Origin of the sequence: Sphingomonas sp. (assembly GCF_048594985.1) — a bacterium.
In the GTDB taxonomy this organism is placed as follows: Bacteria; Pseudomonadota; Alphaproteobacteria; order Sphingomonadales; family Sphingomonadaceae; genus Sphingomonas_I.
The window spans coordinates 1-24,596 of sequence record NZ_JBMDXG010000234.1; the positions used below are offsets into that span (position 1 = coordinate 1).

Annotated in this window: 28 protein-coding genes and 1 pseudogene; 20 read left to right on the forward strand and 9 right to left on the reverse strand. The window is 69.2% G+C overall.

What is annotated here, in order from left to right:
• A partial coding sequence (gene ligA / locus ACOJSF_RS09245) for an NAD-dependent DNA ligase LigA (protein WP_420141922.1) occupies positions 1-1,435 on the forward strand: 1,435 nt, incomplete at its 5' end.
• A 61-nt stretch (positions 1,436-1,496) separates the two neighbouring features.
• Positions 1,497-2,198 carry an SIMPL domain-containing protein gene (locus ACOJSF_RS09250; protein WP_420141923.1) on the forward strand — a complete coding sequence of 234 codons (702 nt, stop codon included), beginning with the start codon at positions 1,497-1,499 and terminating at the stop codon, positions 2,196-2,198.
• Between the two features lie 64 nt (positions 2,199-2,262).
• Here the strand turns inward: ACOJSF_RS09250 and ACOJSF_RS09255 are convergent, their stop codons facing one another.
• The 3 genes from ACOJSF_RS09255 to ACOJSF_RS09265 all read right to left on the reverse strand — a co-directional run bounded on the left by ACOJSF_RS09255 (position 2,263) and on the right by ACOJSF_RS09265 (position 3,297).
• Complete coding sequence (locus ACOJSF_RS09255; protein ID WP_420141924.1) at positions 2,263-2,520, reverse strand: GlsB/YeaQ/YmgE family stress response membrane protein; 258 nt, start codon at positions 2,518-2,520, stop codon at positions 2,263-2,265.
• 115 nt (positions 2,521-2,635) lie between these two features.
• The gene (locus ACOJSF_RS09260; protein WP_420141948.1) at positions 2,636-2,935 is read right to left on the reverse strand and encodes a DUF1153 domain-containing protein; all 300 of its coding nucleotides are present in this window, start codon (positions 2,933-2,935) and stop codon (positions 2,636-2,638) included.
• 14 nt (positions 2,936-2,949) lie between these two features.
• Positions 2,950-3,297, reverse strand: a complete 348-nt coding sequence (locus ACOJSF_RS09265; RefSeq protein ID WP_420141925.1) for a hypothetical protein — start codon at positions 3,295-3,297, stop codon at positions 2,950-2,952.
• Positions 3,298-3,363: 66 nt separating this feature from the next.
• On the opposite strand from ACOJSF_RS09265, the pseudogene mnmA reads away from it, so the two are divergent.
• Positions 3,364-4,482, forward strand: a pseudogene (gene mnmA, locus ACOJSF_RS09270) (tRNA 2-thiouridine(34) synthase MnmA).
• On the opposite strand, the gene ACOJSF_RS09275 reads toward mnmA, so the two are convergent.
• From ACOJSF_RS09275 to ACOJSF_RS09290, 4 genes are read right to left on the reverse strand one after another with little or no spacing between them, the layout of a single operon-like run.
• Positions 4,479-5,285 (reverse strand): PhzF family phenazine biosynthesis protein, encoded by an 807-nt coding sequence (locus tag ACOJSF_RS09275; protein ID WP_420141926.1) that lies wholly within the window; start codon positions 5,283-5,285, stop codon positions 4,479-4,481. The pseudogene mnmA and the gene ACOJSF_RS09275 sit on opposite strands and share 4 nt — an antisense overlap.
• Positions 5,282-5,860, reverse strand: coding sequence for a pyridoxamine 5'-phosphate oxidase (gene pdxH / locus ACOJSF_RS09280; protein WP_420141927.1), 579 nt, complete (start codon positions 5,858-5,860; stop codon positions 5,282-5,284). The genes ACOJSF_RS09275 and pdxH overlap by 4 nt, the downstream gene beginning before the upstream one ends.
• Positions 5,857-7,044, reverse strand: a complete 1,188-nt coding sequence (locus tag ACOJSF_RS09285; RefSeq protein WP_420141928.1) for an acyl-CoA dehydrogenase — start codon at positions 7,042-7,044, stop codon at positions 5,857-5,859. The genes pdxH and ACOJSF_RS09285 overlap by 4 nt, the downstream gene beginning before the upstream one ends.
• 26 nt (positions 7,045-7,070) lie before the next feature.
• Positions 7,071-7,637: an HNH endonuclease gene (locus ACOJSF_RS09290; RefSeq protein ID WP_420141929.1), complete on the reverse strand. Its 567-nt coding sequence runs from the start codon at positions 7,635-7,637 to the stop codon at positions 7,071-7,073.
• A gap of 195 nt (positions 7,638-7,832) precedes the next feature.
• On the opposite strand from ACOJSF_RS09290, the gene gluQRS reads away from it, so the two are divergent.
• The 13 genes from gluQRS to ACOJSF_RS09355 all read left to right on the forward strand — a co-directional run bounded on the left by gluQRS (position 7,833) and on the right by ACOJSF_RS09355 (position 19,225).
• Positions 7,833-8,690, forward strand: coding sequence for a tRNA glutamyl-Q(34) synthetase GluQRS (gluQRS, locus tag ACOJSF_RS09295; RefSeq protein WP_420141930.1), 858 nt, complete (start codon positions 7,833-7,835; stop codon positions 8,688-8,690).
• Between the two features lie 9 nt (positions 8,691-8,699).
• Entirely contained in the window at positions 8,700-8,933 is a 234-nt protein-coding gene (locus tag ACOJSF_RS09300; RefSeq protein WP_420141931.1) for a hypothetical protein, read from the forward strand.
• A 4-nt stretch (positions 8,934-8,937) separates the two neighbouring features.
• The gene (locus tag ACOJSF_RS09305) at positions 8,938-9,510 is read left to right on the forward strand and encodes a cob(I)yrinic acid a,c-diamide adenosyltransferase (RefSeq protein ID WP_420141932.1); all 573 of its coding nucleotides are present in this window, start codon (positions 8,938-8,940) and stop codon (positions 9,508-9,510) included.
• Between the two features lie 66 nt (positions 9,511-9,576).
• Positions 9,577-10,845, forward strand: coding sequence for an ergothioneine biosynthesis protein EgtB (egtB, locus tag ACOJSF_RS09310; protein WP_420141933.1), 1,269 nt, complete (start codon positions 9,577-9,579; stop codon positions 10,843-10,845).
• On the forward strand, positions 10,845-11,861 hold the full coding sequence (gene egtD / locus ACOJSF_RS09315) for an L-histidine N(alpha)-methyltransferase (protein ID WP_420141934.1): 1,017 nt from the start codon (positions 10,845-10,847) through the stop codon (positions 11,859-11,861). Before egtB ends, egtD begins: the two co-directional genes overlap by 1 nt.
• 50 nt (positions 11,862-11,911) lie before the next feature.
• Complete coding sequence (locus tag ACOJSF_RS09320; RefSeq protein ID WP_420141935.1) at positions 11,912-12,781, forward strand: 3-hydroxyacyl-CoA dehydrogenase NAD-binding domain-containing protein; 870 nt, start codon at positions 11,912-11,914, stop codon at positions 12,779-12,781.
• Between the two features lie 63 nt (positions 12,782-12,844).
• On the forward strand, positions 12,845-13,495 hold the full coding sequence (locus tag ACOJSF_RS09325; RefSeq protein ID WP_420141936.1) for a queuosine precursor transporter: 651 nt from the start codon (positions 12,845-12,847) through the stop codon (positions 13,493-13,495).
• Positions 13,496-13,504: 9 nt separating this feature from the next.
• The gene (argB, locus tag ACOJSF_RS09330; RefSeq protein WP_420141949.1) at positions 13,505-14,377 is read left to right on the forward strand and encodes an acetylglutamate kinase; all 873 of its coding nucleotides are present in this window, start codon (positions 13,505-13,507) and stop codon (positions 14,375-14,377) included.
• Between the two features lie 183 nt (positions 14,378-14,560).
• Complete coding sequence (locus ACOJSF_RS09335) at positions 14,561-15,502, forward strand: DUF5694 domain-containing protein (RefSeq protein WP_420141937.1); 942 nt, start codon at positions 14,561-14,563, stop codon at positions 15,500-15,502.
• Positions 15,503-15,556: 54 nt separating this feature from the next.
• A complete protein-coding gene (locus ACOJSF_RS09340) occupies positions 15,557-15,856 on the forward strand; it encodes a YggT family protein (RefSeq protein WP_420141938.1) in 300 nt (99 codons plus the stop codon).
• Positions 15,853-16,743, forward strand: coding sequence for a bifunctional methylenetetrahydrofolate dehydrogenase/methenyltetrahydrofolate cyclohydrolase FolD (gene folD, locus ACOJSF_RS09345; RefSeq protein WP_420141939.1), 891 nt, complete (start codon positions 15,853-15,855; stop codon positions 16,741-16,743). The genes ACOJSF_RS09340 and folD overlap by 4 nt, the downstream gene beginning before the upstream one ends.
• Before the next feature lie 19 nt (positions 16,744-16,762).
• On the forward strand, positions 16,763-17,398 hold the full coding sequence (locus ACOJSF_RS09350; protein ID WP_420141940.1) for a MarC family protein: 636 nt from the start codon (positions 16,763-16,765) through the stop codon (positions 17,396-17,398).
• Positions 17,399-17,431: 33 nt separating this feature from the next.
• Complete coding sequence (locus ACOJSF_RS09355; protein ID WP_420141941.1) at positions 17,432-19,225, forward strand: aminopeptidase P family protein; 1,794 nt, start codon at positions 17,432-17,434, stop codon at positions 19,223-19,225.
• Here ACOJSF_RS09355 and ACOJSF_RS09360 read toward each other — a convergent pair.
• Together ACOJSF_RS09360 and ACOJSF_RS09365 are read right to left on the reverse strand one after the other, a co-directional pair.
• The gene (locus tag ACOJSF_RS09360) at positions 19,222-19,359 is read right to left on the reverse strand and encodes a hypothetical protein (protein WP_420141942.1); all 138 of its coding nucleotides are present in this window, start codon (positions 19,357-19,359) and stop codon (positions 19,222-19,224) included. The two genes, ACOJSF_RS09355 and ACOJSF_RS09360, sit on opposite strands and share 4 nt — an antisense overlap.
• Before the next feature lie 5 nt (positions 19,360-19,364).
• Positions 19,365-21,101, reverse strand: a complete 1,737-nt coding sequence (locus ACOJSF_RS09365) for a DUF885 domain-containing protein (protein WP_420141943.1) — start codon at positions 21,099-21,101, stop codon at positions 19,365-19,367.
• Between the two features lie 94 nt (positions 21,102-21,195).
• On the opposite strand from ACOJSF_RS09365, the gene ACOJSF_RS09370 reads away from it, so the two are divergent.
• From ACOJSF_RS09370 to ACOJSF_RS09385, 4 genes are all read left to right on the forward strand, one after another.
• Entirely contained in the window at positions 21,196-22,191 is a 996-nt protein-coding gene (locus ACOJSF_RS09370; RefSeq protein WP_420141944.1) for a threonine aldolase family protein, read from the forward strand.
• Positions 22,192-22,205: 14 nt separating this feature from the next.
• A complete protein-coding gene (locus ACOJSF_RS09375; RefSeq protein ID WP_420141945.1) occupies positions 22,206-23,135 on the forward strand; it encodes a DMT family transporter in 930 nt (309 codons plus the stop codon).
• 45 nt (positions 23,136-23,180) lie between these two features.
• Positions 23,181-24,323: an acyl-CoA dehydrogenase family protein gene (locus ACOJSF_RS09380; RefSeq protein ID WP_420141946.1), complete on the forward strand. Its 1,143-nt coding sequence runs from the start codon at positions 23,181-23,183 to the stop codon at positions 24,321-24,323.
• A gap of 60 nt (positions 24,324-24,383) precedes the next feature.
• Positions 24,384-24,596 (forward strand): enoyl-CoA hydratase/isomerase family protein (locus tag ACOJSF_RS09385; RefSeq protein WP_420141947.1); only part of this gene is annotated, 213 nt, incomplete at its 3' end.

Consider the following 24,596-nt stretch of genomic DNA (forward strand, 5'->3'; position numbering starts at 1 on the left):
GCTGCGCTTCCTGCTCCACGGCTGGGGCGAGACGTCGGCCCTGCCGGGCGCGACGCAGACCGAAGTTATGGATGCGCTGGAGGCATGGGGATTCCCGGGATCGGGCCTGCGCACGCGCGGCGACGCGGCGGCGGCGCTGGAGCAGTATCGCGCGATCGCGGCACGGCGCGCCGATCGGCCCTATGACATCGACGGCGTGGTCTATAAAATCGACCGGCTCGACTGGCAGGACCGGCTGGGCCAGATCGGGCGCGCGCCGCGCTGGGCGATCGCGCACAAATTCCCGGCGCAAAGGGCGCAGACGACGTTGCGCGCGATCGACATCCAGGTCGGCCGCACCGGCAAGCTCACCCCCGTCGCGCGGCTCGAACCGGTGACGGTCGGCGGCGTGGTCGTGACGAACGCGACGCTGCACAATGCCGACGAGATCGGACGGCTCGGCGTCCGCCCCGGCGACCGCGTGGTGCTGCAGCGCGCGGGCGACGTCATCCCGCAGATCGTCGAGAATCTGACGCGCGACGAAGCGCGCGAGGCGTGGCGCTTTCCCGACCATTGCCCGCAATGCGGATCGGAGGCGGTGGCCGAGGAGGGCGAGGTCGATATCCGTTGCACCGGCGGGCTGATCTGCCCGGCGCAGCGGCAGGAGCGGCTGCGCCACTTCGTCAGCCGCGGCGCGCTCGATTTCGAGGGTCTGGGCGAGAAGACGATCCACGAATTTCTGGATCTGGGCTGGATCAAGGAGCCGGCCGACATCTTTCGGCTGAAAGCGCATCGCGACGATCTGCTCGGGCGCGAAGGCTGGAAGGACAAGTCGGTCGACGCGCTGCTCGCCGCGATCGAGGCGAAGCGCGCGCCCGATCCGGTGCGGCTGCTGTTCGGGCTGGGCATCCGCCACATCGGCGTCGTCACGGCGCGCGACCTGCTGCGACGCTACCTGACGCTCCCCGCGATCAAGGCGCTGGCGGACGAGATCATCGCCTTGCGCGCCGCGACCGTGGCGGCGGTGGGCGAGACCCCGCAGAAGCTCCAAGTCCGGCTCAACAAGGCCATTGCCGAGCATATCGGGGTCGAGAATGTGGGCGCGGCGGTGGGCCACGCGCTCGCCGACTTCTTCCATGAAGACCATAATCGTGCCGCGTGGGACGATCTGCTGGGCGAGGTGAGCCCGCCGCCTTTCGAAGCGCAGACACGCGCATCTGAAGTGAGCGGCCAGACGATCGTCTTCACCGGTACGCTGGAGATGATGAGCCGCGACGAGGCCAAGGCGCAGGCCGAGGCGCTGGGCGCGCGCGTCGCGGGATCGGTCTCGGGCAAGACGGACCTCGTGGTGGCCGGGCCGGGCGCGGGATCGAAGGCGAAGAAGGCCGCCGAACTGGGCGTGCGCGTGATCGACGAGCAGGCCTGGCGCGAGATCGTGAACCGCGCCGAAACCTGACGTTCAGCGCCAATGCAGGGCGTTTCGCCGATGGCTCCGTCACATCAACAGGAGGTACCGAATGAAGACTCTGCTGCCGCTCATCCTGCTGTCCGCCGCCGCGCCCGCGCTGGCCGCCGAGGTCACGACCGCGCCCGTGACGGGAACGCTGCTCGACATTTCCGCCACCGGCACGGTCAGCCGCGCGCCCGACGTCGCGATGATCGGCGCGGGCGTGGTGACGCAGGCGACGAAGGCAAACGCGGCGCTGAGCGCCAATGCCTCCCGCATGACCGCGACGATCGCCGCGCTCAAATCGGCCGGGGTGGCCGCGCGCGACATCCAGACCCAGTCGATCAACCTGCAGCCGCAATATCGCTATGGCGACAATCAGCCGCCGGTGCTGACGGGGTATCAGGCGAGCAACCGCGTGTCGGTGAAGCTGCGCGATCTCGATCGGGCGGGCGCGGTGATTGATGCGCTCGTCGCGGCGGGCGCCAACCAGATCGACGGTCCCGATCTGTCGGTCGACAAGCCCGAAGCCGCGCTCGACGAGGCGCGCGCCAAGGCGCTGGCGACGGCCCGCGCGCGCGCGGAACTGTATGCGAAGGGCGCGGGACTGACCGTCCGCCGCATCGTCCGCATCGCCGAGAGCGAGAATTATCGCCGGCCCGTCCCCCAGGCCGCGATGATGATGCGCGCGGAAAAGGCCGACGCGACGCCGGTCGCCGCGGGGGAGCAGGATCTTGACGTTACCCTGTCCGTGACGTTCGAACTCGACTGATCGCCATAAAAAATGGGCCGCCCCGGTTTCCCGGGACGGCCCATTTTGCGTGGGGTAGCAGCCGTTAGCGGACCGAGCCGCGACGGAAGAGATTGACGATCGCAAGCAGGATGATCGCACCCACCAGCGAGGTCAGGAACGTGTAGAGCGTCAGCGGCGCGTTGTTGATATTGCCGCCCGAGAAGATCAGGCCGGCGATGAAAGCGCCGATGATGCCAACGACGACGTTGAGCAGAATGCCCTGCTGCGCGTCAGTGCGCATGATGATGCTGGCCAGCCAGCCCACGATGCCGCCGATGATCAGCCAGAGAATAAGTCCCATGATCCTTCCTCCTGTTCGCCCGTCATTGAACAGATACGCCGTGTGCGACGATCGGACCTTGATACGCGCTGGAAACGATCTTGTTCCGACAGGGCCGGATGGGGAGGGCTCGGCTTCAGTACTTTTGCTGGCGCTCGTACAGCGATTTGTAGTGCTGGATCCGGGTCACGCGTAGCCCGGGCATGCCCGATCGTTCGACCGCGCGCTTCCAGCAGGCGAACTCTTCCAGACTGATGTCGTAGCGTTCGCATACCTCGTCGAAGGTCAGCAGCCCGCCGTTGACGGCAGCGACGACTTCGGCCTTGCGCCGGACCACCCAGCGGGTCGTCCCCGGCGGCGGCAGATTGTCGATCGTCAGCGGCTCACCAAGTGGCCCGATGACCTGCGCCGGCCTGATTTTTTGATTCTCGATCATGCTCATCCTCGCGCTCACCCGAAGCGGGGCCCGCTCCCAACTGGCCCCCGCGCTATCCACCGCGCTTGAAGGAACCCTAAAACCGGAAGGTTAAGGTTCCCCTCACCATCCTTGAGGACCGCGCCCAATGCGTCGGCGGCGGTCGGCGCGAAGCGCCCGCGCAGCCGTTCGCAGGCGCCGTGGTCATGCTGGCCGAAGAGCTCGGTCAGCACTTCGGCATGGCCGTTGGCGCGCGTCGCAGGCGCGCTCGCCGCCGCCGTCGGCGTGGCGGCCTGCGCCGCCGTCAGCGATGCCAGCAGCATCGCGAAGCCCGACCGCGCCGGCTCCCCATTGTGGCCATCGATCCTGATTTTCACGTTCACGCCCCCCGTTTCCCCTCCTTTCACGGGCGGACGCGGCCGACCTTTAGGGCGCGCGCGCAATCGGCTATGCGGCCCGACGTGACCGAAGATCTGTTTCAGCTTGGAAGTGCGAGGGGCCGCCGTATCGTGGTCGCGATGTCGGGCGGGGTCGACAGCTCGGTCGTCGCCGCGCTGGCGGCGGCGATCGGCGCGGAGACGATCGGCGTCACGCTCCAGCAGTAAGAACACGGCGCCGCCGTCGGCCGCGCGGGCAGTTGCTGCGCGGGCAAGGACATCGCCGATGCCCGCGCGGTCGCCGACCGGCTCGGCATCGCGCATTACGTGTTCGATTATGAAAGCGCGTTCCGCACCAGCGTGATCGACCGCTTCGCCGACGATTACGTCGCGGGACGTACGCCGATCCCCTGCGTGCGCTGCAACCAGGGCGTCAAGTTCACCGATCTGTTCCGCCTCGCGCGCGAACTGGGCGCCGATTGCCTGGCGACCGGCCATTATGTCCGCCGCGTGGCGGGCGCGCACGGGCCCGAACTGCACCGCGCGCACGATCCGGCGCGCGACCAGAGCTATTTCCTGTTCGCGACGACGCGCGAACAGCTCGATTTCCTGCGCTTTCCGCTGGGGGGCATGCCCAAGGACCGCGTCCGCGCCATCGCCGCCGAGCAGGGTCTCGCCGTCGCGACGAAGCCCGACAGTCAGGACATCTGTTTCGTGCCCGACGGCGATTATGCCGGCCTGGTCCGCAAGCTGCGCCCGGAGGCGGCCGCGCCGGGCGAGATCGTCGACCTCGATGGTCGCGTGATCGGCCAGCATCGCGGCGTGACCGGCTTCACCGTCGGGCAGCGGCGCGGGATCGAGATCGGCGGCGCGCCCGAGCCGCTCTACGTCGTCCGGATCGACGCGGCCGCGCGGCGGCTGGTGGTCGGCCCGCGCGCGGCGCTCGCGGTCGCGGCGGCGCGGCTGGACGAGGTCAACTGGCTGGGCGAGGCGTTCGACCGCCCGCTGACGGTCAAGGTCCGCTCACTCGCCAAGCCGGTTCCAGCCTGGTTCGACGGCGCGCTGGTGCGGTTTGTGGTACCCGAATATGGGGTCGCGCCGGGACAGGCGGCGGTGTTCTACGATGGCGACCGCATGCTCGGCGGCGGCTGGATCGAAGAGACGATGCCGGCGGTCGCCGAAGCCGCCTAGACCTGCTCGCCGAGCCGGAACCAGCCTTCGATCACGGTCACGCACCGGCCGCGCAGCACGACCCGATCGCCTTCGATCCGGCAGTCCAGATGTCCGCCGCGCGCGGACGCCTGATAGGCGGTGAACGCGGTCTTGCCCAGGACACCGGCCCAGTAGGGCCCGACCACCGCATGCGCCGAACCCGTGACCGGATCCTCGTCGATCCCCTCGCTGGGCGCGAAAGCGCGGCTGACGATGTCGGCGGTCTGGCCACGCGCGGTGACAATCGTCAGCCAGCCGCCGAGACGCGCCAGCGCCGTGAGATCGGGCGTGCACGCCCGCACGGCCGCCTCGTCCTTGACCACCACCACGGCATAGTGCCGCGGATGCCACAGGGTTTCGACCACCGCATCCGGATCGATGCCGAGCGCCGCCAGCACCTCAGGCAACGGGCGCGGTTCCGGCACCCATGCGGGCAGGGAGAGGCGGTAGCCCGCCCCGTCGCGCGCCACTTCCAAAATGCCGGCCTTGCGGGTGCGGAAACGCAGCGCCGCTTGCCCGGGGGTCAGCAGTACATGACCGGACGCAAGCGTCGCGTGGCCACACATTACGACCTCGTTGGTCGGCGTGAACCAGCGCAGATCATAATCGGCGTCGCCATCGGCGCGAACGACGAACGCGGTTTCCGACAGGTTGTTCTCGGCCGCGATCGCCTGCAGCGTCACGTCGGGCAGCCACGCATCGAGCGGCATCACCGCCGCCGGATTGCCGGTAAAGGGGCGATCGGCAAAGGCGTCCACCTGAAAGATGGGCAGTGCGGTCATGGGTAGAGCAAACCCTCGTCCCAGCCGCGGTCGGTGCGGGTGAACAGGCGGCGTTCGTGCAGCCGGTGGGGCCGGTCCTGCCAGAATTCGATCCGTTCCGGCGCGACGCGAAAGCCCGACCAGTGCGGCGGACGCGGCACGGCGATCCCGTCGAACCGCGCCTGCATTTCCGCGAATCGCTCCTCGAACACCGCGCGCGCCGGCAAGGGTTGCGATTGGTCCGATGCCCAGGCGCCAAGCTGCGAATCGCGCGCGCGGCTCGCGAAATAGGCGTCGGCCTCGTCCAGCGAGACGCCGCTCACATCACCCTCGATGCGGATCTGGCGGCGGAGCGACTTCCAGTGGAACAGCAGTGCCGCCTTGCGCGCGTCGATCACCTCGCGCGCCTTGCGGCTGTTGAGGTTGGTGTAGAAAACGAAGCCCCGCGCGTCATGCCCCTTCAACAGCACCATCCGCACCGAAGGCTGGCCATCCGCGCCGACCGTCGCCAGCGCCATCGCATTGGAGTCGTTGGGCTCGGCCTCGCGCGCCTCGGCGAACCATGTGTCGAACAGCGCGAAGGGATCGCCGCTCATTGGAACGCCTGCAGCCCGGTCAGCGCACGGCCCAGGATCAGCGCATGGATGTCGTGCGTGCCTTCGTAGGTGTTGACCGTTTCGAGATTCTGCGCGTGGCGGATCACGTGAAACTCCCCGGTGATGCCGTTACCGCCGTGCATGTCGCGGGCGAGCCGGGCGATGTCGAGCGCCTTCCCGCAATTGTTGCGCTTGATCAAACTGATCATCTCGGGCGCGACCCGCCCCTCGTCGAACAGCCGCCCGACGCGCAGCGCCGCCTGCAATCCGAGCGCGATCTCGGTCTGCATGTCGGCAAGCTTCTTCTGGACAAGCTGGGTCTGCGCGAGCGGACGGCCGAACTGGCGACGGTCGAGCGTGTAGCCGCGCGCGCGGTGCCAGCAATCCTCCGCCGCGCCCATCACGCCCCAGGCGATGCCGTAGCGCGCGCGGTTGAGGCAGCCGAACGGCCCCGACAGCCCCTGCGCCTCGGGCAGCAGCGCGCCCTCCGGCACCTCGACCCCTTCCATCACGATCCCGCCCGTCACCGACGCGCGGAGCGACAATTTCTCCTCGATCTTCGGCGCGGACAGCCCCTTCATGCCCTTTTCGAGCAGGAAGCCGCGGATCTTGCCGTCATGCGCGTCGGACTTCGCCCACACCACGAACAGGTCGGCGATCGGTGAGTTGGTGATCCAGGTCTTCTCGCCGGTCAGGCGATAGCCGCCGTCGATCTTCTCCGCGCGCGTCCGCATCCCGCCGGGATCGGAGCCCGCCTCCGGCTCGGTCAGTCCGAAGCAGCCGACGATCTCGCCGCGTGCGAGCCGCGGCAGCCAGGCTTGGCGCTGCGCGTCCGATCCGTAGGCGTGGATCGGATACATGACGAGGCTCGACTGCACGCTCATCATCGAGCGGTAGCCCGAGTCCACGCGCTCGACCTCGCGCGCGACGAGGCCGTAGGCGACATAGGACGCGCCCACGCCGCCATGCTGCTCGGGCAGGGTGATGCCGAGCAGGCCGAGTTCGCCCATCTCGTCGAAGATGGCGCGGTCGGTCTGCTCGCGGGCATAGGCCTCGCGGATGCGCGGCATCAGGCGATCCTGCGCATAAGCGCGCGCGGTGTCACGGATCATCCGTTCCTCGTCGCCGAGCTGGTCCTCCAGCAGCAGCGGATCGTCCCATTGGAATGCGCCACCAGCGCCCACGCCACGCTCTCCATCGGTCGGGAGGCTCAGGCCTCCAGTTCGATGTCCCAGTAGAGCCAGTCGCGCCAGGAGTCGTGCAGATAGTTGGGCGGGAAGCTGCGCCCATTCTCCTGCAACTGCCACGATGTCGGGCGGTACGGCCCTTCGGCCAGCGCCATTCCGGCCTGGCGCGGGGTGCGCCCGCCCTTGCGCTGGTTGCATGGCGCGCAGGCCGTCGACACATTCTCCCACGTCGTCCGCCCGCCCTGCGCGCGCGGCACGACGTGGTCGAAGGTCAGGTCCTGCGTGCTGCCGCAATATTGGCAGCAGAAGCGGTCGCGCAGGAACAGGTTGAAGCGGGTGAAGGCGGGATGCGCCGACGGACGGACATATTGCCTGAGCGCGATCACCGACGGCAGCATCAGACTGTGCGACGGGCTGCGCACCGCGCGGTCATAATGCGAAACGATGTCGACGCGTTCGAGGAAGACCGCCTTGATCGCGGTCTGCCACGGCCAGATCGACAGCGGGTAATAAGACAGCGGCGTGTAATCGGCGTTGAGCACCAGCGCCGGGCACGAGTCCGGGTGGCGAATGACATCGGGATGATACATGGACGACCAAGCCCCTCCGCAGTGGCGGAGCGCCTCGGCCCAGGAACGTCCCTCGATCCCGTCGCACTCGGGAGCGCGAGGCGGGGCCGCCGCGTCTCCGTCGTCCTGCCGCCTGCCAGAGCGGCGTGACCGGCGCATGACACCATCGCCGCGACTCGCGGTCAAGAGCCGTTTTCGGGGAGTCCAGACGAAAAGATGTGGATAGTTTCGCGCTTCGCGCCCAGTCCCACCGGGCGGCTGCATCTCGGCCATGCCTTCTCGGCCGTCCGCGCGCACGATCTGGCGCGGCAGGCGGGGGGGCGCTTCCTGCTGCGGATCGAGGATATCGACGGCACGCGCAGCCGCGAGTCTTTCGTCGCGGGGATCGAAGAGGATCTGGCATGGCTCGGGCTCGTCTGGGATGGGCCGGTGATGCGCCAGTCGGATCGGATGCCCGCTTATGCCGACGCGCTCGCCCGGCTGCGCGCACGCGGGCTCGTCTATCCCTGCTTCTGCACGCGCGCCGAGATCGCGGCGAGCGCGAGCGCGCCGCACGGGCCCGAGGGACCGGTCTATCCCGGCACGTGCCGCCCGGTTTCAGGAGAGGCCCCGGCTCCCGATCTGGATCGGCCGCATTGCTGGCGGCTCGACATGGCCAGAGCGGTGGCGGAGGCCGGGGAGACGCTCGCATGGCATGACGCCTCCGCCGGCTGGATTACGGCCGATCCCGGCGCGCAGGGCGATGTCGTGCTGGCGCGCAAGGAGACGCCGACCTCCTACCATCTCGCCGTCACGATCGATGACGCCGCGCAGGGCGTGACCGACGTGGTGCGGGGCATGGACCTGTTCGAGGCGACGCACGTCCATCGTCTGCTTCAGGCGCTGCTCGGCCTGCCGACGCCGCGCTACCATCATCATCCGCTGCTGACCGGTCCCGACGGGACGCGGCTGGCCAAGCGCAACGGCGCGCGCGCGCTGGCCGAGCTCCGGGCGGAGGGCGCGGACCCGGCGGCGCTGCTCGCGGCATTGCGCGCCGGACAAGTTCCGTTTGGCGCGGGGCATGGGGAGGCTTAGGATACCCCCATGCAAACCTTCCTCTTCGTCCTGATCCTGCTTGCCGCGCTCGGGGCGCTGGTCTCGGTCGTGCGCGGCGTCATCGTCATGGTGCGCACCAGCCACGAAGACATGACCGGCACCGGCGTCAGCCAGTCGGGGCTGCGGCAGAACCGCATGATGTGGCGCCGCATCCAGTTCCAGGCGATCGCGGTGGTCTTCTGCATCATCCTGCTGATGCTGTCGCGCGGCCACGCCGGCTGAGGCCATGGTCCGGCTCAATCGAATCTACACCCGCACCGGCGACGCGGGCGACACCGGGCTGGTGGACGGATCGCGCGTCAGCAAGGCCGATGCCCGCATTGCCGCGATTGGCGACATCGACGAGACCAATTGCGCGATCGGCGTCGCGGTCGCCACCCTCGACGACGGTCCCGAGCGCGAGATGCTCGCGCGGATGCAGAACGAATTGTTCGATCTCGGTGCCGACCTCGCCACGCCGGGCGACGATTTCGCGCTGTCCGACATGGTGCTGCGGATCGTGCCGGCGCAGGTCGCGCGACTCGAGCAGGAAATCGACCGGATGAACGAGGCGCTGGCCCCGCTCACCTCCTTCATCCTGCCCGGGGGGCTTCCGGCGGCGGCGCAGCTTCACCTCGCCCGCGCGGTCGCGCGCCGGGCCGAGCGCACCGTCGTGGCCGCTGCCACCGCGATGCCGATCAACCCGCAGGCGATCGCCTATATCAACCGCCTGTCGGATCATCTGTTCGTGCTTGCCCGCCTGATCAACGCACAGGCCGCAGGCGACGTGACGTGGCGGCCGGGCGCGACGCGCGGATAACGGAACGCAACCGGAACTTTTCCTGGGTCGATCCGTTTAGGCGCGGGGCAATCGAGGGACTCCCGCATGGCTGCGCGCGCCGATCGGCTGGACGAGATGTCCGGCCTGACGGACCTTTATCACCGTACGCGCGATCTGTCGGTCGCGCTTGCCGCCCCCTTGTCGGATGCCGATGCGACGATCCAGCCGCATCCCGACGCGTCGCCCGCCAAATGGCATCTGGCGCATACGACCTGGTTCTTCGAAACGTTCGTGCTGCGCGATCATGTCGCCGGGCATAGGCCTTACGATCCGCGCTTCGCCTACCTGTTCAACAGCTATTACGAGGCGGAGGGTGCGCGCCATGCGCGCGACCGGCGCGGCATGTTGTCGCGGCCGGCGCTCGGCGAGATCCTGGCATGGCGCGCGGCGGTGGACGCGCAGCTCGCCGACGCGCTGCCCCGCCTCTCGCCGGATGCGCGGTCATTGATCACGCTCGGCATCAACCATGAACAGCAGCACCAGGAACTGATGCTGACCGACATGCTGGCGGCGATGGCGGCGAGCCCGCTCGACCCGGCGGTGTGGGGCCGCCCGCGTGATACGCCCGCGCCGATCACGCCGCTCGGCTGGACCGAGGGGCGGACCGGCATCGTCGAAATCGGTCACGATGGCGCGGGCTTCGGCTTCGATTGCGAAGGCCCGCGTCACCGCGCGCTGCTCCATCCGCACGCGCTGGCCGATCGCTGCGTCACCAACGCCGAATGGGAGGCATTCGTCGCCGACGGCGGCTATACCCGCCCCGAATTGTGGCTGTCCGACGGTTGGGCGTGGGTGAAGCGCGAGCGGGTCGAGGCGCCGCTCTACTGGCGCCGGGCGGAGGACGGGCGCTGGCTGGCCTTCGCGCTCGACGGCCTCCATCCCCTCCATCCCGCAGCGCCGGTGACGCACATCTCGCACTATGAGGCCGACGCCTATGCGCGCTGGGCCGGCGCGCGCCTGCCGACCGAGGCCGAATGGGAAAGCGCCGCGCAGAGCCTCGATCCGGCGCGTGGCACGCAGCTGGACGAAGCCGGCCCGGTGCGGCCGCGAGCGCTGTCGCGCTCGACCTCGCCGCGGCAGATGTTCGGCGACGTGTGGGAATGGACCGGCAGCGCCTTTCTTCCCTATCCGGGCTTCGCCCCCGCCCCCGGGGCGGTCGGCGAATATAATGGCAAGTTCATGAGCGGGCAGGCGGTGCTGAAGGGCGCGTCCTGCGCCACGCCGCGCGGTCATTCGCGCGCCTCGTACCGCAACTTCTTCTATCCGTGGCAGCGCTGGCAATTCACCGGCCTGCGCCTGGCGAAGGATCTGTGATGACCGACGACCCGACCTTCGTGCGCTCAGCCGGACAGTGGGAGGATGCCGACGCCCCGGCCGGCGGCAGCGCGGGGCCGGACGCCACGTTCCTCGCCGACGTTCTGGCAGGCCTGGCGCAGACGCCCAAGGCGATTCCCGCCCGCTGGTTCTACGACCGCCGCGGATCGGAATTGTTCGAGGAGATCACCGCGCTTTCCGAATATTATCCGACACGTGTCGAAACCGAACTGCTGGCGCGTCATTGCGGCGATGTCGGGCGCATTGCCGGCGCGGGGCGCGCGGTCGTCGAATTCGGATCGGGCTCCTCGGTCAAGACGCCGCATCTCCTGTCCTGCATCGATCCGGCGGCCTACGTCCCGATCGACATTTCGGGCGACTTCCTGCGCGATTCGGCCGCGGCGCTGGCCAGGGATTTTCCCGGTCTGCCGGTGCTGCCGGTCGAGGCGAACTTCATGCAGCCGGTGCCGCTGCCCCCCGCCGTCGCCGGCACGCCCAAGCTCGGCTTCTTTCCCGGCTCGACGATCGGCAACCTCGTCCCCCGGTCGGGGGTGAACCTGCTGCGAGATATGGTCGCGACGCTGGGCGAGGGCGCGATGCTGCTGATCGGGATGGACCGAGTGAAGGACGAGGCCACGCTCGTCCGCGCCTATGCCGACGCAGCGGGGGTGACGGCGGCGTTCAATCTCAACTTGCTCCACCGCATCAACCGCGAACTGGACGGCGACATTCCCGTTGACGCCTTCCGCCACCGCGCGGTGTGGAACGACACCTGGTCGCGGATCGAGATGCATCTGGCGGCGGAACGCGACGTCGCTTTCTCGATCGGCGGCCGGCGCTTCTCGCTGCGCGCGGGCGAGACGATCCATACCGAGAACAGCCACAAATACACGCCGCGCTCCGCCCGGCAGCTGCTAGCGGCCGGCGGCTGGACGCCGCTGCGCGAATGGAGCGACCCGGACGAGATGTTCGCGCTCATCCTGGCGGAGGCACGGCCCGAACCCGTCGCGCCTTGACCGCGCCCGGGGTTCGAGCCGATCAGGCGGCGGGCGAAGACGAGGTGGACATGACGACGATTGGCATCATCGGCGCGGGACAGATGGGTGCGGGCATCGCGCAGGTCGCGGCGCAATCGGGCCATCGCGTGCTGCTGACCGACGTCAGTCTCGATCGCGCCGAGACAGCGAAGGCCGGCATCGCCAAGCGCCTGGCGCGCGCGGTCGAAAAGGATCAGATCGCGCAGGGCGACGCCGACGCCGCGCTTGATCGGATCGAACCGCAGGGCGATTACGCCGCCTTCGCCGACGCCGGGATCGCCATCGAGGCCGCGACCGAGCGCGAGGAGATCAAGCGCGCGATCTTCGCCGAGGTCGGCAAGGCGCTGGGCCCGGACGCGATCCTTGCGACCAACACCTCCTCGATCCCGATCACCCGGCTGGCGCAGACCGCGCCCGATCCCGCGCGCTTCATGGGCGTGCACTTCTTCAACCCCGTGCCGGTGATGAAGCCGATCGAGCTGATCCGCGGGCTCGCCACCTCCGACGCGACCGTGGCGCGGGTCGAAGCGTTCGCGAACGGGCTCGGCAAGACCGTGGTGCACGCCAACGACGCGCCCGGCTTCATCGTCAACCGCGTGCTGCTGCCGCTGCTCAACGAGGCGATCTTCGCGCTGGGGGAGGGCGTCGCGAACGTCCGCGACATCGATACGGCGGTCAGCCTGGGCCTCAACCACCCGATGGGGCCGTTGACGCTCGCCGACTTCATCGGGCTCGACACCTGCCTCGAGATCGCGCGCGTGCTGCACGAAGGCACGGGCGATCCGAAATTCCGTCCCGCCCCCCTGCTCGTCAAATATGTCGAGGCGGGCTGGCTGGGACGGAAGACGGGCCGGGGCTTTTACGATTACTCGGGCGCGGAGCCTGTCCCGACTCGCTAGCGACCGGCGGCGGCGCACGCTTTTCGCATGACAGGCGTGCGGCACGCGCTACTCAAGGCGCGCATGGACACCCATCCCGCCGCTCTCCCCCGCTCGCTCTTCGCCTTCGCGATCTTCTACGGCGGCATGGTCTGCATCGCCGGCGTGCTCGGCAACAAGCAGGTCGCGCTCGGGCCGCTCGCGGTCGAGGCGGGCATCTTCGCCTTCCTGTTGCTGGTGGTGACGTCGAGTGCCGTCGCCGAACTGCATGGCCGCGCCATCGCCAATCGGCTGGTGCGGATCGGGTTCGTGCCCCTGATCGTGTCGCTGCTTCTCTCGCTGCTCGTGCTCGCGCTGCCGGCCTCGGCCAGCATGGAGCCTGCGCGGATCGACGCTTTCACGCTGATGATGGGGGCGACGCCGCGCATCTGGCTCGGAGGGATCGTCGCCTACGGCGTGTCGCAGACGCTGAACGTGCTGATCTTCAGCAAGCTCAAGGGCGCGGAAGGCGGGCGGCTGCTGTGGTTGCGCGCGGCCGTCGCGAGCGCGGCGTCGCAGGTGATCGATACGCTGCTGTTCGTCGCGATCGCCTTCCTCGGCGTCTTTCCGATCGGCGAACTGCTGCTCGGCCAGATGATCGCCAAGGTCACCTTGTCCGCCCTTCTCGTTCCTCCGCTCATCTATCTGTTCGTGGCATGGGGCCGGCGGCTGGACGGGACGGCACCCCGCTCCTAAGGGCGCGGCATCATGACCGATCACAAGCCCGATCCCGCGCTGCTCGCCCGCGCCGAAACGCTCGTCGAGGCGCTGCCCTATATGCAGCGCTACGCTGGCAGCACGTTCGTCGTGAAATATGGCGGCCATGCCATGGGCGATGCCGACGCGGCCGAGGATTTCGCCGAGGACGTCGTGCTGCTGAAGGCGGTCGGGATCAACCCGATCGTCGTCCATGGCGGCGGCCCGCAGATCGGCGCCGCGCTGAAGGCGCAGGGGATCGAGAGCCGCTTCATCGACGGGCTGCGCGTCACCGACGCGGCAACGATGAAGGTCGCCGAAATGGTCCTGTCGGGCGCGATCAACAAGGAGATCGTGTCCTGGATCCAGGCCGAGGGCGGCCGCGCGGTCGGCATCTCCGGCAAGGACGGGCGGCTCGTCACCGCGACCAAGATCCAGGGGCCGCACGACCTCGGTCTGGTCGGCGAGCCCGACGATATCGACACGCGCCTGCTCGATACGATCTCGCGTGCGGGCATGATTCCGGTGGTGGCGCCGATAGGGGGCGGCGCCGACGGCCAGACCTACCCTATCAACGCCGCTAACTTTGCGGGCGCGCTCCCGCTCGCGACGGGGGCCGAGCGCCTGTTCCTGCTGACCGACGTGGCGGGCGTGCTCGACAAGGAAAAGCGGCTGCTGACCGATCTGACCCCGCCGCAGATCGCCGGCCTGAAAGCCGACGGCACGATCTATGGCGGCATGATCCCGAAGCTCCAGACCTGTATCGACGCGGTCGAGGGCGGCGTCGACGCGGCGGTCATCCTCGACGGACGCGTGCCTCATGCGATGCTGGTGGAGATTTTCACCAAGGCCGGCGCCGGCACGCTCGTCCGCGCCGCCTGAACAGCCATTGCGGCAGTGATGTAGAGCAGTATAACACTTCCGGTTCCTTGGGGGTGTTCCGTGATCGGTCGTGTCGCCGCTTTTCTCGCATGCCTGTCGTCTTGCGCTTCGGCGGCGCGTTACGAGCCGGCCTTCGATCCCCGCGCCCATCGCGCGATCGCCGGGCCGCCGACCGAAATCCTCGTGCTCGGTTCGCCGCATCTGTCCGGCCTGCCACCTGCCTTCACGCCCGCCAGCCTGGCCCCCGTCATGGACCGGCTGGCCGCGTGGAAACCCGGCCTCATCACGATCGAGGCGCTGTCGGGCGCGGAATGCGATCATCTGAAGCGCTACGCCGCTTTCTATCCCGGCACGTTCGACGATTATTGCTGGGATCCGGCCCCCGCCAGGAAAGCAACCGGCCTCGACGTGGCGCAGGCGACGGTGGAGGCGCGGCGGTTGCTCGCCGCCTGGCCCACCACGCCCCTCCCGGCCGATCGGCGCCGCCTTGCCGCCACCTTCCTTGCCGCCGGGGATCGCGCGTCGGCGCTGGTCCAATGGCTGCGCCTGCCCGAGGCGGAACGGCATGTCGGGGACGGGCTCGATGCCGCGCTGGTCGAGACATTGCGCGCGACCGAAGGCCGACGGAACGAGAATTACCAGATTGCGGCGCGGCTCGCGGCGCGGCTGGGACTGGAGCGGGTCTATCCCGCCGACGATCATACCGCCGACGACGTCACCGCCACGCTCGGCATGGATTTCGACAAAGCGATGCAGCGCATCTGGACCGCCGCCGCCCCGCGCATCGCCAAGCTGAACGCGAAGGAAGCCGGGCTCGGCACGCCGGCGGCGACGCTGGATCTCTATCGTTATTACAATCTGCCGGCGACGATGGGCGATGCCTTCGCTTCCGATTTCGGCGCGGCGCTCCGCGATGACAGTCCCGCGCTCTACGGCCGCCGCTATGTCGGCTGGTGGGAGGTGCGCAACCTGCGCATGGTCGCCAATATCCGCGCCGTCTCCGCCAGCCAGCCCGGGGCCCGCGTGCTCAGCGTCGTCGGCGCGTCGCACAAGGGCTATTTCGAGGCCTATCTGGCGATGATGCACGAGGTCCGGCTGGTGGATGCGGCGGCGATCCTGAAATAGCGCGCCGCGTCGCAAGGCTGGCCAGCGGCGCGACGCTCCGTTAGGACGGCGGCCATGCTGATACCGCTTCTCCAGATCGTCGATCTGCTGCTCTCGGTCGCCATGTGGATCATCATCATCCAGGCGATCCTGTCCTGGCTGGTGGCGTTCAACGTGGTCAACACCCACAATGATTTCGTCCGCCAGGTGCTCTACGCGCTCAGCCGCATGACCGAGCCGCTCTATCGTCCGGTCCGGCGGATCATGCCCGATTTCGGCGCGCTCGATTTCTCGCCGCTGGTCGTGCTGCTGACCATCCAGATCCTGCGTTCGATCGTCATCCCCGCCATCGCGCAGTCGGCCTACGCGGCGTGACGGCGGCGGTCATCGACGGCAAGGCCTTCGCCGAGAAGCTGCGCGCGCGCGTCGCCGATCTGGCGGAGGATTTCACCGCCGCCGCCGGCCGCCGGCCCGGCCTCGCGGTGGTGCTGGTCGGCGAGGATCCGGCGAGCAGCGTCTATGTTCGCTCGAAGGGCAAGGCGACCGAGGCGGCCGGCATGGCGAGCTTCACGCACCGCCTGCCCGCCGAGACGAGCCAGGACGAGCTGCTGTCGCTCGTCCGCCGACTGAACGCCGATCCGCTGGTCGACGGCATTCTCGTCCAGCTGCCGCTGCCCAAGCAGATCGACGAGGATGCGGTGATCGCCGCGATCCATCCCGACAAGGATGTCGACGGCTTCCACCCGATCAACGCCGGCCGGCTGGCGAGCGGGCTGCCCGGTTTCGTCCCGTGCACCCCGCTCGGCTGCGTGATGCTGCTGAAGGAGCGGCTGGGCGACCTGTCGGGGCTCGACGCGGTGGTGATCGGGCGGTCGAACATCGTCGGCAAGCCGATGGCCCAACTGCTGCTCGGCGAAAGCTGTACCGTCACGATCGCGCATTCGCGCACGCGCGATCTGCCCGCATTGGTCCGACGCGCCGATATCGTCGTGGCGGCGGTCGGGCGCCCGGAAATGGTACGGGGCGACTGGATCAAGCCCGGCGCGACCGTGATCGACGTCGGGATCAACCGCGTCGATGCGGGGGAGGGCAAGACGAAGCTGGTCGGCGACGTCGCCTTCGCCGAGGCGGCCGAGGTGGCGGGGGCGGTCACGCCCGTGCCCGGCGGGGTCGGACCGATGACCATCGCGGTCCTGCTGCGCAACACGCTCGTCGCGGCGCATCGCAACGCCGGCATTCCGCTCGCCGCCGACGCGATATGACGGGGGCGGCGCGCCCGGCATGATCGCCTTGTTCCTCTCGACCTTCGTCACCTTCTTCGTGGTGATCGATCCGCCCGGCTGTGCGCCGATCTTCGCCAGCCTGACACGTGGCGGCAGCGACGCCTATCGCCGCGCGATGGCGATCCGATCGATCCTGATCGCCGCCGCGATCCTGATCGTGTTCGCGTTCGTCGGCGAGCCCCTGCTCCATGCGCTCGGCATCGGGCTCGACGCGTTCCGCATCGCGGGCGGGATCATGCTGTTCCTGATCGCGCTGGAAATGGTGTTCGAAAAGCGCACCGAGCGGCGTGAAGGGCGCGCGGAGGAAATCAACCGCCGCGCCGCCGAGCAGCATCTGGTCGAGCCCGAGGATATTTCGGTCTTCCCGATGGCGATCCCGATGATCGCGGGGCCGGGATCGATCGCGACCGTAATGCTGATGACGAGTCGCAACGACGGCACCAACCTCGCTATCGTGCTCGCGGCGCTTGCGGCGGTGCTGCTGCTCAGCCTCGCCGCCTTGCTCGCGGCGGGCGCGCTGATGCGCGTGCTGGGCGAGAAGCTGGAGGCGATGATCACGCGCGTGCTGGGCGTGCTGCTCGCCGCGCTCGCCGCGCAATTCGTGATCGACGGGCTCAAGGCCAGCTTCGGCTAGCGCAGCGGGGTCACGGGAGTCTATCTAGGCCGCATGTCGACCCATGCCGATCGCCTCGCCGCTCTTCGCGAAGAGCTTGCCCGCCGCCGCCTCGACGGTTTCGTCGTACCGCTCACCGACGAGCATATGTCCGAATATGTCGGCGCTTATGCCCAGCGGCTCGCCTGGCTGACCGGCTTCGAAGGATCGGCCGGCACCGCCGCCGTGCTGCCGGCCGACGCCGCGATCTTCGTCGACGGGCGCTACACGCTGCAGGTGCGCGAGCAGGTCTCGGCCGATCAGTGGAGCTATCAGTCGGTCCCGCAGACCAGTGTCGCGGCGTGGCTGGCGGAGCACGCGCCCGACGGCGCGCGCATCGGCTATGATCCCTGGCTGCATACCAAGAGCTGGGTCGAGCAGGCGGCCAAGGCGCTGGCGGACAGGGGCGCGACTCTCATCGCGGTCGACACCAACCCGGTCGACGCGGTGTGGCCCGACCGGCCGCAGCCGTCGACGGCGCGCCTGATCGTCCACCCCGATCAGCTGGCGGGCAGGAATTCGGCCGAAAAGCGCGCGGAGATGGGCGAATGGCTCGCGGCAAAGAAGGCCGACGCGGCAATTCTGTCCGCGCTCGATTCGATCGCCTGGACCTTCAACGTGCGCGGCACCGACGTCGATCGCACGCCCGTCGCGCTCGCTTATGCGATCGTCAACGCCGACGGCACCGCCGACCTGTTCGTCGCGCCGGAGAAGGTGGGGGAGGATGTCGCCCAGCATCTGGGCAATGCGGTCCGCCTGCACCCGCGCGAGGCCTTTGCCGGCCATCTCGCGGGCCTTTCGGGCAAGCGCGTCGTCGCCGATCCCGAGCGCGCCGTGTCGGCCATCTTCGCCACGCTGGAAGGCGCGGGCGCGACCGTGCTGGCGCTGCGCGACCCGGCGGTGCTGCCCAAGGCGATCAAGAATGCGGCGGAGATTGCCGGGCATCAGGCCGCGCAGGCGCGGGCGGGGGCGCCCCTCGCCCGCTTTCTCCACTGGCTGTCGATCGAGGCGCCCCGGGGCGGGGTGGACGAACTGACCGCGCAGGCCCGTCTCCGCGCCTTCCGCGAGGAGACGGGGGCGCTGCGCGATCTGTCGTTCGACACCATCTCGGGCGCCGGTCCCAACGGCGCGGTGGTCCATTACCGCGCGAGCGAGGAGACCAATCGCCCACTCGAACGCGACTCGCTCTACCTGGTGGATTCGGGCGGGCAATATCAGGACGGGACCACCGACATCACGCGCACCGTCGCGATCGGCACGCCGAGCGCCGAAATGCGCGACCGCTTCACCCGCGTGCTCAAGGGCCATGTCGCGCTTGCCCGCGCCGTCTTTCCCGCCGGCACGCGCGGCAGCCAGCTCGACACGCTCGCGCGCCAATATCTGTGGGCGGCGGGGCTCGATTACGCGCACGGCACCGGCCACGGCGTCGGCAGCTTCCTGAGCGTGCATGAAGGGCCGCAGCGGATCGCGCCGGGCGGATCGGGCTTCGCCGGCGGGGACGAGCCGCTCGCGCCGGGCATGATCCTGTCGAACGAGCCCGGTTACTACAAGACCGGCGAATATGGCATCCGGATCGAGAATCTCGTGCTGGTCGAGCCGCGCGAGGTCGCCGGGGCCGAGAAGCCTTTGCTCGGCTTCCGCACGCTCACCTTCGCGCCGATCGACCGCGCGCTGATCGACACCGCCTTGCTGTCGGGCGAGGAACGCGCCTGGATCGACGCTTACCATGCCGAGGTCCGCGCGCTGATCGGCCCGCAGCTCGACGGCGTGGCGGGCGCCTGGCTCGAGGCGCAGACCGCGCCGCTCTAATCCTTCGCCGGCATGTCCTCGGCGGGCGACGGATCGGCCGCGTCCTGCGCGCGCGCCTGCGCCTTGCGGCGGCGCAGGTTGGAACGCAACGCGTCGGCCAGCCGTTTCGCGCGCTCGGGATCGTCCTTCTTCATCGGGCTCATTCCTCGTCGGCGTAGGGGCCCTTGCCGCCTTCCGCGATGAAGCGGTCGATGCGCGCGTCGAGGATGGGCAGCGGGACCGATCCGAGTTCGAGCACGGCGTCGTGGAAGGCGCGGATATTGAACTTCGGGCCCAGCGCCTTTTCCGCCTTCGCGCGCCCGTCGCGGAAGGCCATCATGCCGAGATAATAGGACAAAGCCTGTCCCGGCCAGCTGATGTAGCGATCGACCTCGGTCGTGATCTCGCGCTCGGACAATGCGGTATTGTCGCGCAGATAGGCCAGCGCCTGGTCGCGGCTCCAGCCCTTGGCGTGGAGGCCCGTGTCGACCACCAGCCGCGCCGCGCGCCAGGCCTGATAGCTCAGCATCCCGAAGCGTTCGTAGGCGGTGTGGTAGATCCCCATCTCCACGCCCAGCCGCTCGCAATAGAGCGCCCAGCCCTCGCCATAAGCCGAGATGTAGAGGTTGCGGCGGAAGCCGGGCTGGTCGCGATTCTCCGCCGCGAGCGGCATCTGGAAGGCATGCCCCGGCGCGCTTTCGTGGAGCGTCAGCGCGGGAAGCTGAAACAGCGGGCGCGCGGGCAGGTCGTAGGTGTTGACCAGATATTGCCCCGGCCCGCCGCGCCCGGCGGTGTAGAAGGGGGCAAGGTCGGCGGGGACGGGCACGATCGCGAACCGGCGACGCGGCAGATGGCCGATATATTGGCCGATGACCCCGTCCACCTCCTTGGCGGTCCAGGCGGCGCGATCGAGCAGGGCCTGCGGCGTCTTCGCGTAGAATTGCGGATCGGTGCGCAGGAAGGTCAGGAAGGCGGGCAGGTCGCGCTTGAACCCGGTCGCGCGCATCACGTCCTGCATCTCGGCGCGGATGCGCGCGACCTCGGCCAGGCCGATGGCGTGGATCTGGTCGGGCGTCCGGTCGAGCGTGGCGAAGGCGCGGATCTGCGCGGCGTAATAGGCCTTGCCGTCGGGCAGAGCCTCCGCCGCGAGCGTGGCGCGCGCGCCGGGCAGATATTCGTCGCGGAAGAAAGCGAGCAATTTGACGTAAGCGGGCTTCACCACGCTTTCGATCGCGGCGCGCGCCTCCTGCCGCAGCGCCGCCTGGCGCGCGGGCGGAATGTTGGCCGGCATCTTCGCGAACGGAATGTAGAACAGGCTGTCCTCGGGCGTCTTCGCCTCGATCACCTGGACGATCGGCGTGTCGCGCCCTTCCAGCGTGATGCGCGGGGGGGTGAAACCGCGCGCGAGGCCCGCGCGCATGTTGGCGACATGCTGGTCGAGGAAGCGCGGCAGTTCGCGCAGCTGCGTGATCCAGTTGCGATAATCCTCCTCGGTCCGGAACGGCGCGCGCGCGACATAGCCGAGGTCGCCCCACGGCGAGCTGTCCGAATTGACGGGCATTTCGTAACCGCGCGCGGCGATGGCGGCGATGCGCGTGTCGAGATCGAAACGGTAGACGGCGTAATCCACCTGCGCCTTGGGCGAGAGGCTCTTCGCCGGGATCGCGTCGAGCCGGGTGCGCACGTCGCGCAGGTAAGCGAGGCGCGCGGCCTGCGCGGCGGGGCTGACGTCGGGCAGATGCGCGGTGATGCGGTCATCGTCCTCGCCCCCGGCATCCTGTTCCTGCCACCATGCCTGTTCGCGCGTGTAGAGCGCGGTGAAGCGGGCATCGGGCGACGGGGCGGCGGCCAGCACGGGGGCGGCAAGGAGCGCGAGGCTCGCGAGAAGGAAACGCATCGCCGCAGCGTAGAAAGCGGGCCGGGCGAGTAAAGCCGTTTATGCACGCGGGCGGCGATTGACTTGCGCCGCCGCGCCGCTTCTATCGCGGCGCATGCGCTTCTTTTCCGACAATGCGGCGCCGGTGCACCCGGCGGTGTTCGCCGCGATGGCCGCCGCCGACGCGGTCGACACCGCCTATGACGGCGACGCGCTGAGCCGCGCGCTCGACGCGCGGGTTTCGGCCTTGTTCGGGTGCGAGGCGGTGGCTTTGTGCGTGCCGACCGGGACCGCCGCCAACGCGCTCGCGCTCGCGGCGCTATGCCCGCCTTATGGCGGCGTGCTGTGCCACCGCGACGCGCACATCCAGAACGACGAGTGCGGCGCGCCCGAATTCTATACGCATGGCGCCAAACTGATCCCCGTGGACGGGCCGGACGCCAAGCTGACGCCGGAGACGGTGGCGGCGGTGGCGGACGGGATCGCGAACGACGTCCACCGCGTCCAGCCGCGCGCGCTGTCGATCACCAACGCGACCGAATATGGCCGCGTCTACACGCCCGACGAGACGGCGGCGCTGGCCGCGCTGGCGAAGAGGCGCGGCTGGGGTTGCCACGTCGACGGCGCGCGTTTCGCCAACGCGGTCGTGCATCTCGGCTGCGCGCCCGCCGCTTTGGTCGAGGGGGTCGACGCGCTGAGCTTCGGCTTCGTCAAGAATGGCGGGCTGTCGGCCGAACTGCTGGTGCTGTTCGATCCCGCGCTGGCGGACGATGCGCGGCGGCGGCGCAAGCGCGGCGGGCATCTGCTGTCCAAGGGGCGCTACCTTGCCGCACAGGTCCATGCGATGCTCGACGACGATCTGTGGCTGGAGACAGCGCGGGGCGCCAATGCGGCGGCGCGAGTGCTGGCGGAGGCGGCGGGCGCGCGTCTGCTCCATGCCGTCGAGGCGAACGAATTGTTCCTGACGATGACCCCGGACGAGGCGGCGGCGCTGCGCGCGCAGGGCTTCGACTTCTACGACTGGGCGGCGGGGGAGATCCGGCTGGTGACGCATTGGGCGAGCCCGGAGCGGGAGGTGGCGGCGCTCGCGCGCGCCATCGCCCGCCTGTGAAGCGCGCAGCGCCCTTGAACCCCCGCCTGCAGGGGCGGATGGCGGTGCCGTTCGCGCTCGTCACCCTGATCTGGGGATCGACCTGGCTGGCGATCCATACGCAGTTCGGGCCCGTGCCGACCGCGTGGTCAGTGACCTATCGCTTCGCGGTCGGATCGCTCGCGATGTTCGCGGTCGCGCTGGCGATGCGCGTGCCGCTCGTCATGCCGGCGGCGGGCCATGCGCTGGCAGCCACGCTGGGCGCGGCGATCTTCGCGATCAACTACAACCTGGTCTATCTGGCGGAACTGCACATCACATCGGGGCTGGTGGCGGTGCTGTTCTCGCTGCTGGTGCCGTGCAACGCGCTGCTCGCGCGGATATTCCTCAACCAGGGGCTGTCGCGGCCGTTCCTGATCGGGTCGGCGGTGGCTATGGCGGGCGTCGCGCTGCTGTTCGCGCACGAACTGCACGCGGCGGAGCGCGACGTGCGGCATACCGCGCTCGGCATCGGCTTCACATTGGTCGCGGTGCTGTTCGCCTCCTTCGGCAACGTCCTGCAGGGCAGCCGGCGCGCGCGCGCCTATCCGATGGCGACGCTGCTCGCCTGGGGCATGGGCTGGGGCGCGCTGTTCGACGCGATCGCGGCGTGGGTGACGAGCGGGCCGCCGGTGTTCGACCCGCAGCCGACCTACGTCCTCGGCCTGCTCTATCTGGGCGTAATCGCGTCGGCGATCGCCTTCTCGCTCTATTTCAACCTGATCCGGCAGATCGGCGCGGCGCGCGGCGGCTATGTCAACGTGATGATCCCGGTGATCGCGATGGGCTTTTCGACAGTGTTCGAGGGGTATCGCTGGACCGTGCTGGCGGCGGCGGGCGGCGCACTGGTGCTGATCGGGCTCGCGCTGGCGATGCGCGCGCGCGGCGAGGAGGCCGCGCCCAAGCGGAGCGGGACGGGCGCTTGATTCGCGCGTTGGATCGTTTCAAATGAAACGATCGAGGGCCCGACCGTGACGCAATTCGACCTGACCGAAGACCAGAGCGCGATCCAGGAAATGGCGCGGCGCTTCACGGCGCAAGCGATCACCCCGCACGCGGCCGAGTGGGACGAACGCCACCTTTTCCCGCGCGACGTGGTAAAGGCGGCGGCCGAACTCGGCTTCGGCGCGATCTACGTGTCGGAGGAATCGGGCGGGATCGGGCTGGGCCGGCTGGAAGCGGCGCTGATCATGGAGGCGATGGCCTATGGCTGTCCGTCGACCAGCGCATTCATTTCGATCCACAACATGGCGGCGTGGATGATCGACCGGTTCGGGTCGGCCGAGCTCAAGGCCGCCTATCTGCCCGACATGGTCGCGGGTGAGCGGCTCGGCTCCTATTGCCTGACCGAGCCGGGATCTGGATCGGACGCGGCCGCGCTGAAGACGCGCGCGGTGCGCGACGGCGACGACTATGTCGTCAGCGGATCGAAGGCGTTCATTTCCGGCGGCGGCGAGAACGAAATCTACGTGACGATGGTCCGCACCGGGGAGGACGGGCCGAACGGCATCAGCGCGCTGGTGATCGACAAGGACATGGCGGGCGTCAGCTTCGGCGCGAACGAGCGCAAGCTCGGCTGGCGCTCGCAGCCGACGCGGCAGGTCAATTTCGATCAGGTGCGCGTGCCGTCTCGCAACCGGATCGGCGCGGAGGGCGAGGGGTTCCGCATCGCGATGGCGGGGCTCGACGGCGGGCGGCTCAATATCGGCGCCTGCTCGGTGGGCGGCGCGCAACGCTGCCTCGACGAGGCGCTCGGCTACACGCGCGAGCGGCGCCAGTTCGGCCGCGCGATCGCCGATTTCCAGGCGACGCAGTTCACGCTGGCCGACATGGAGACCGAGCTGCAGGCGGCGCGGATGCTGCTCTACGCGGCGGCGGTGAAGGTGAGCGAGGGCGCGGCCGACCGCACGCGCTTCGCGGCGATGGCCAAGCGGCTCGCGACCGACACAGGGATGGCGGTGGTCGACCGCGCGCTCCAGCTTCATGGCGGCTACGGCTACCTCCAGGACTATCCGGTCGAGCGATTCTTCCGCGACCTGCGCGTGCACCGCATCCTGGAGGGCACGAACGAGATCATGCGCGTCATCATCGCGCGCGAGATGATGAAGGCGTGAGGGAAACCCCGCCGCGCCCGCCCGTTCGGTGGTGGAGAGGATAAGGGAACGCCCGAGCCGATGACCGAAGACGTGCTGATCGAGACCGAGGGGCGGGTGGGACGCATCCGCCTCAACCGGCCGAAGGCGCTCCATGCGCTGACCGAGCCGATGTGCGCCGCGATGCGCGCGGCGCTGCTCGCGTGGCGCGGCGACCCGGAGATCGAGCTGGTGCTGATCGACCATGCCGACGGGCGCGGCTTCTGCGCGGGCGGCGACGTGCGCGCGGTGGCG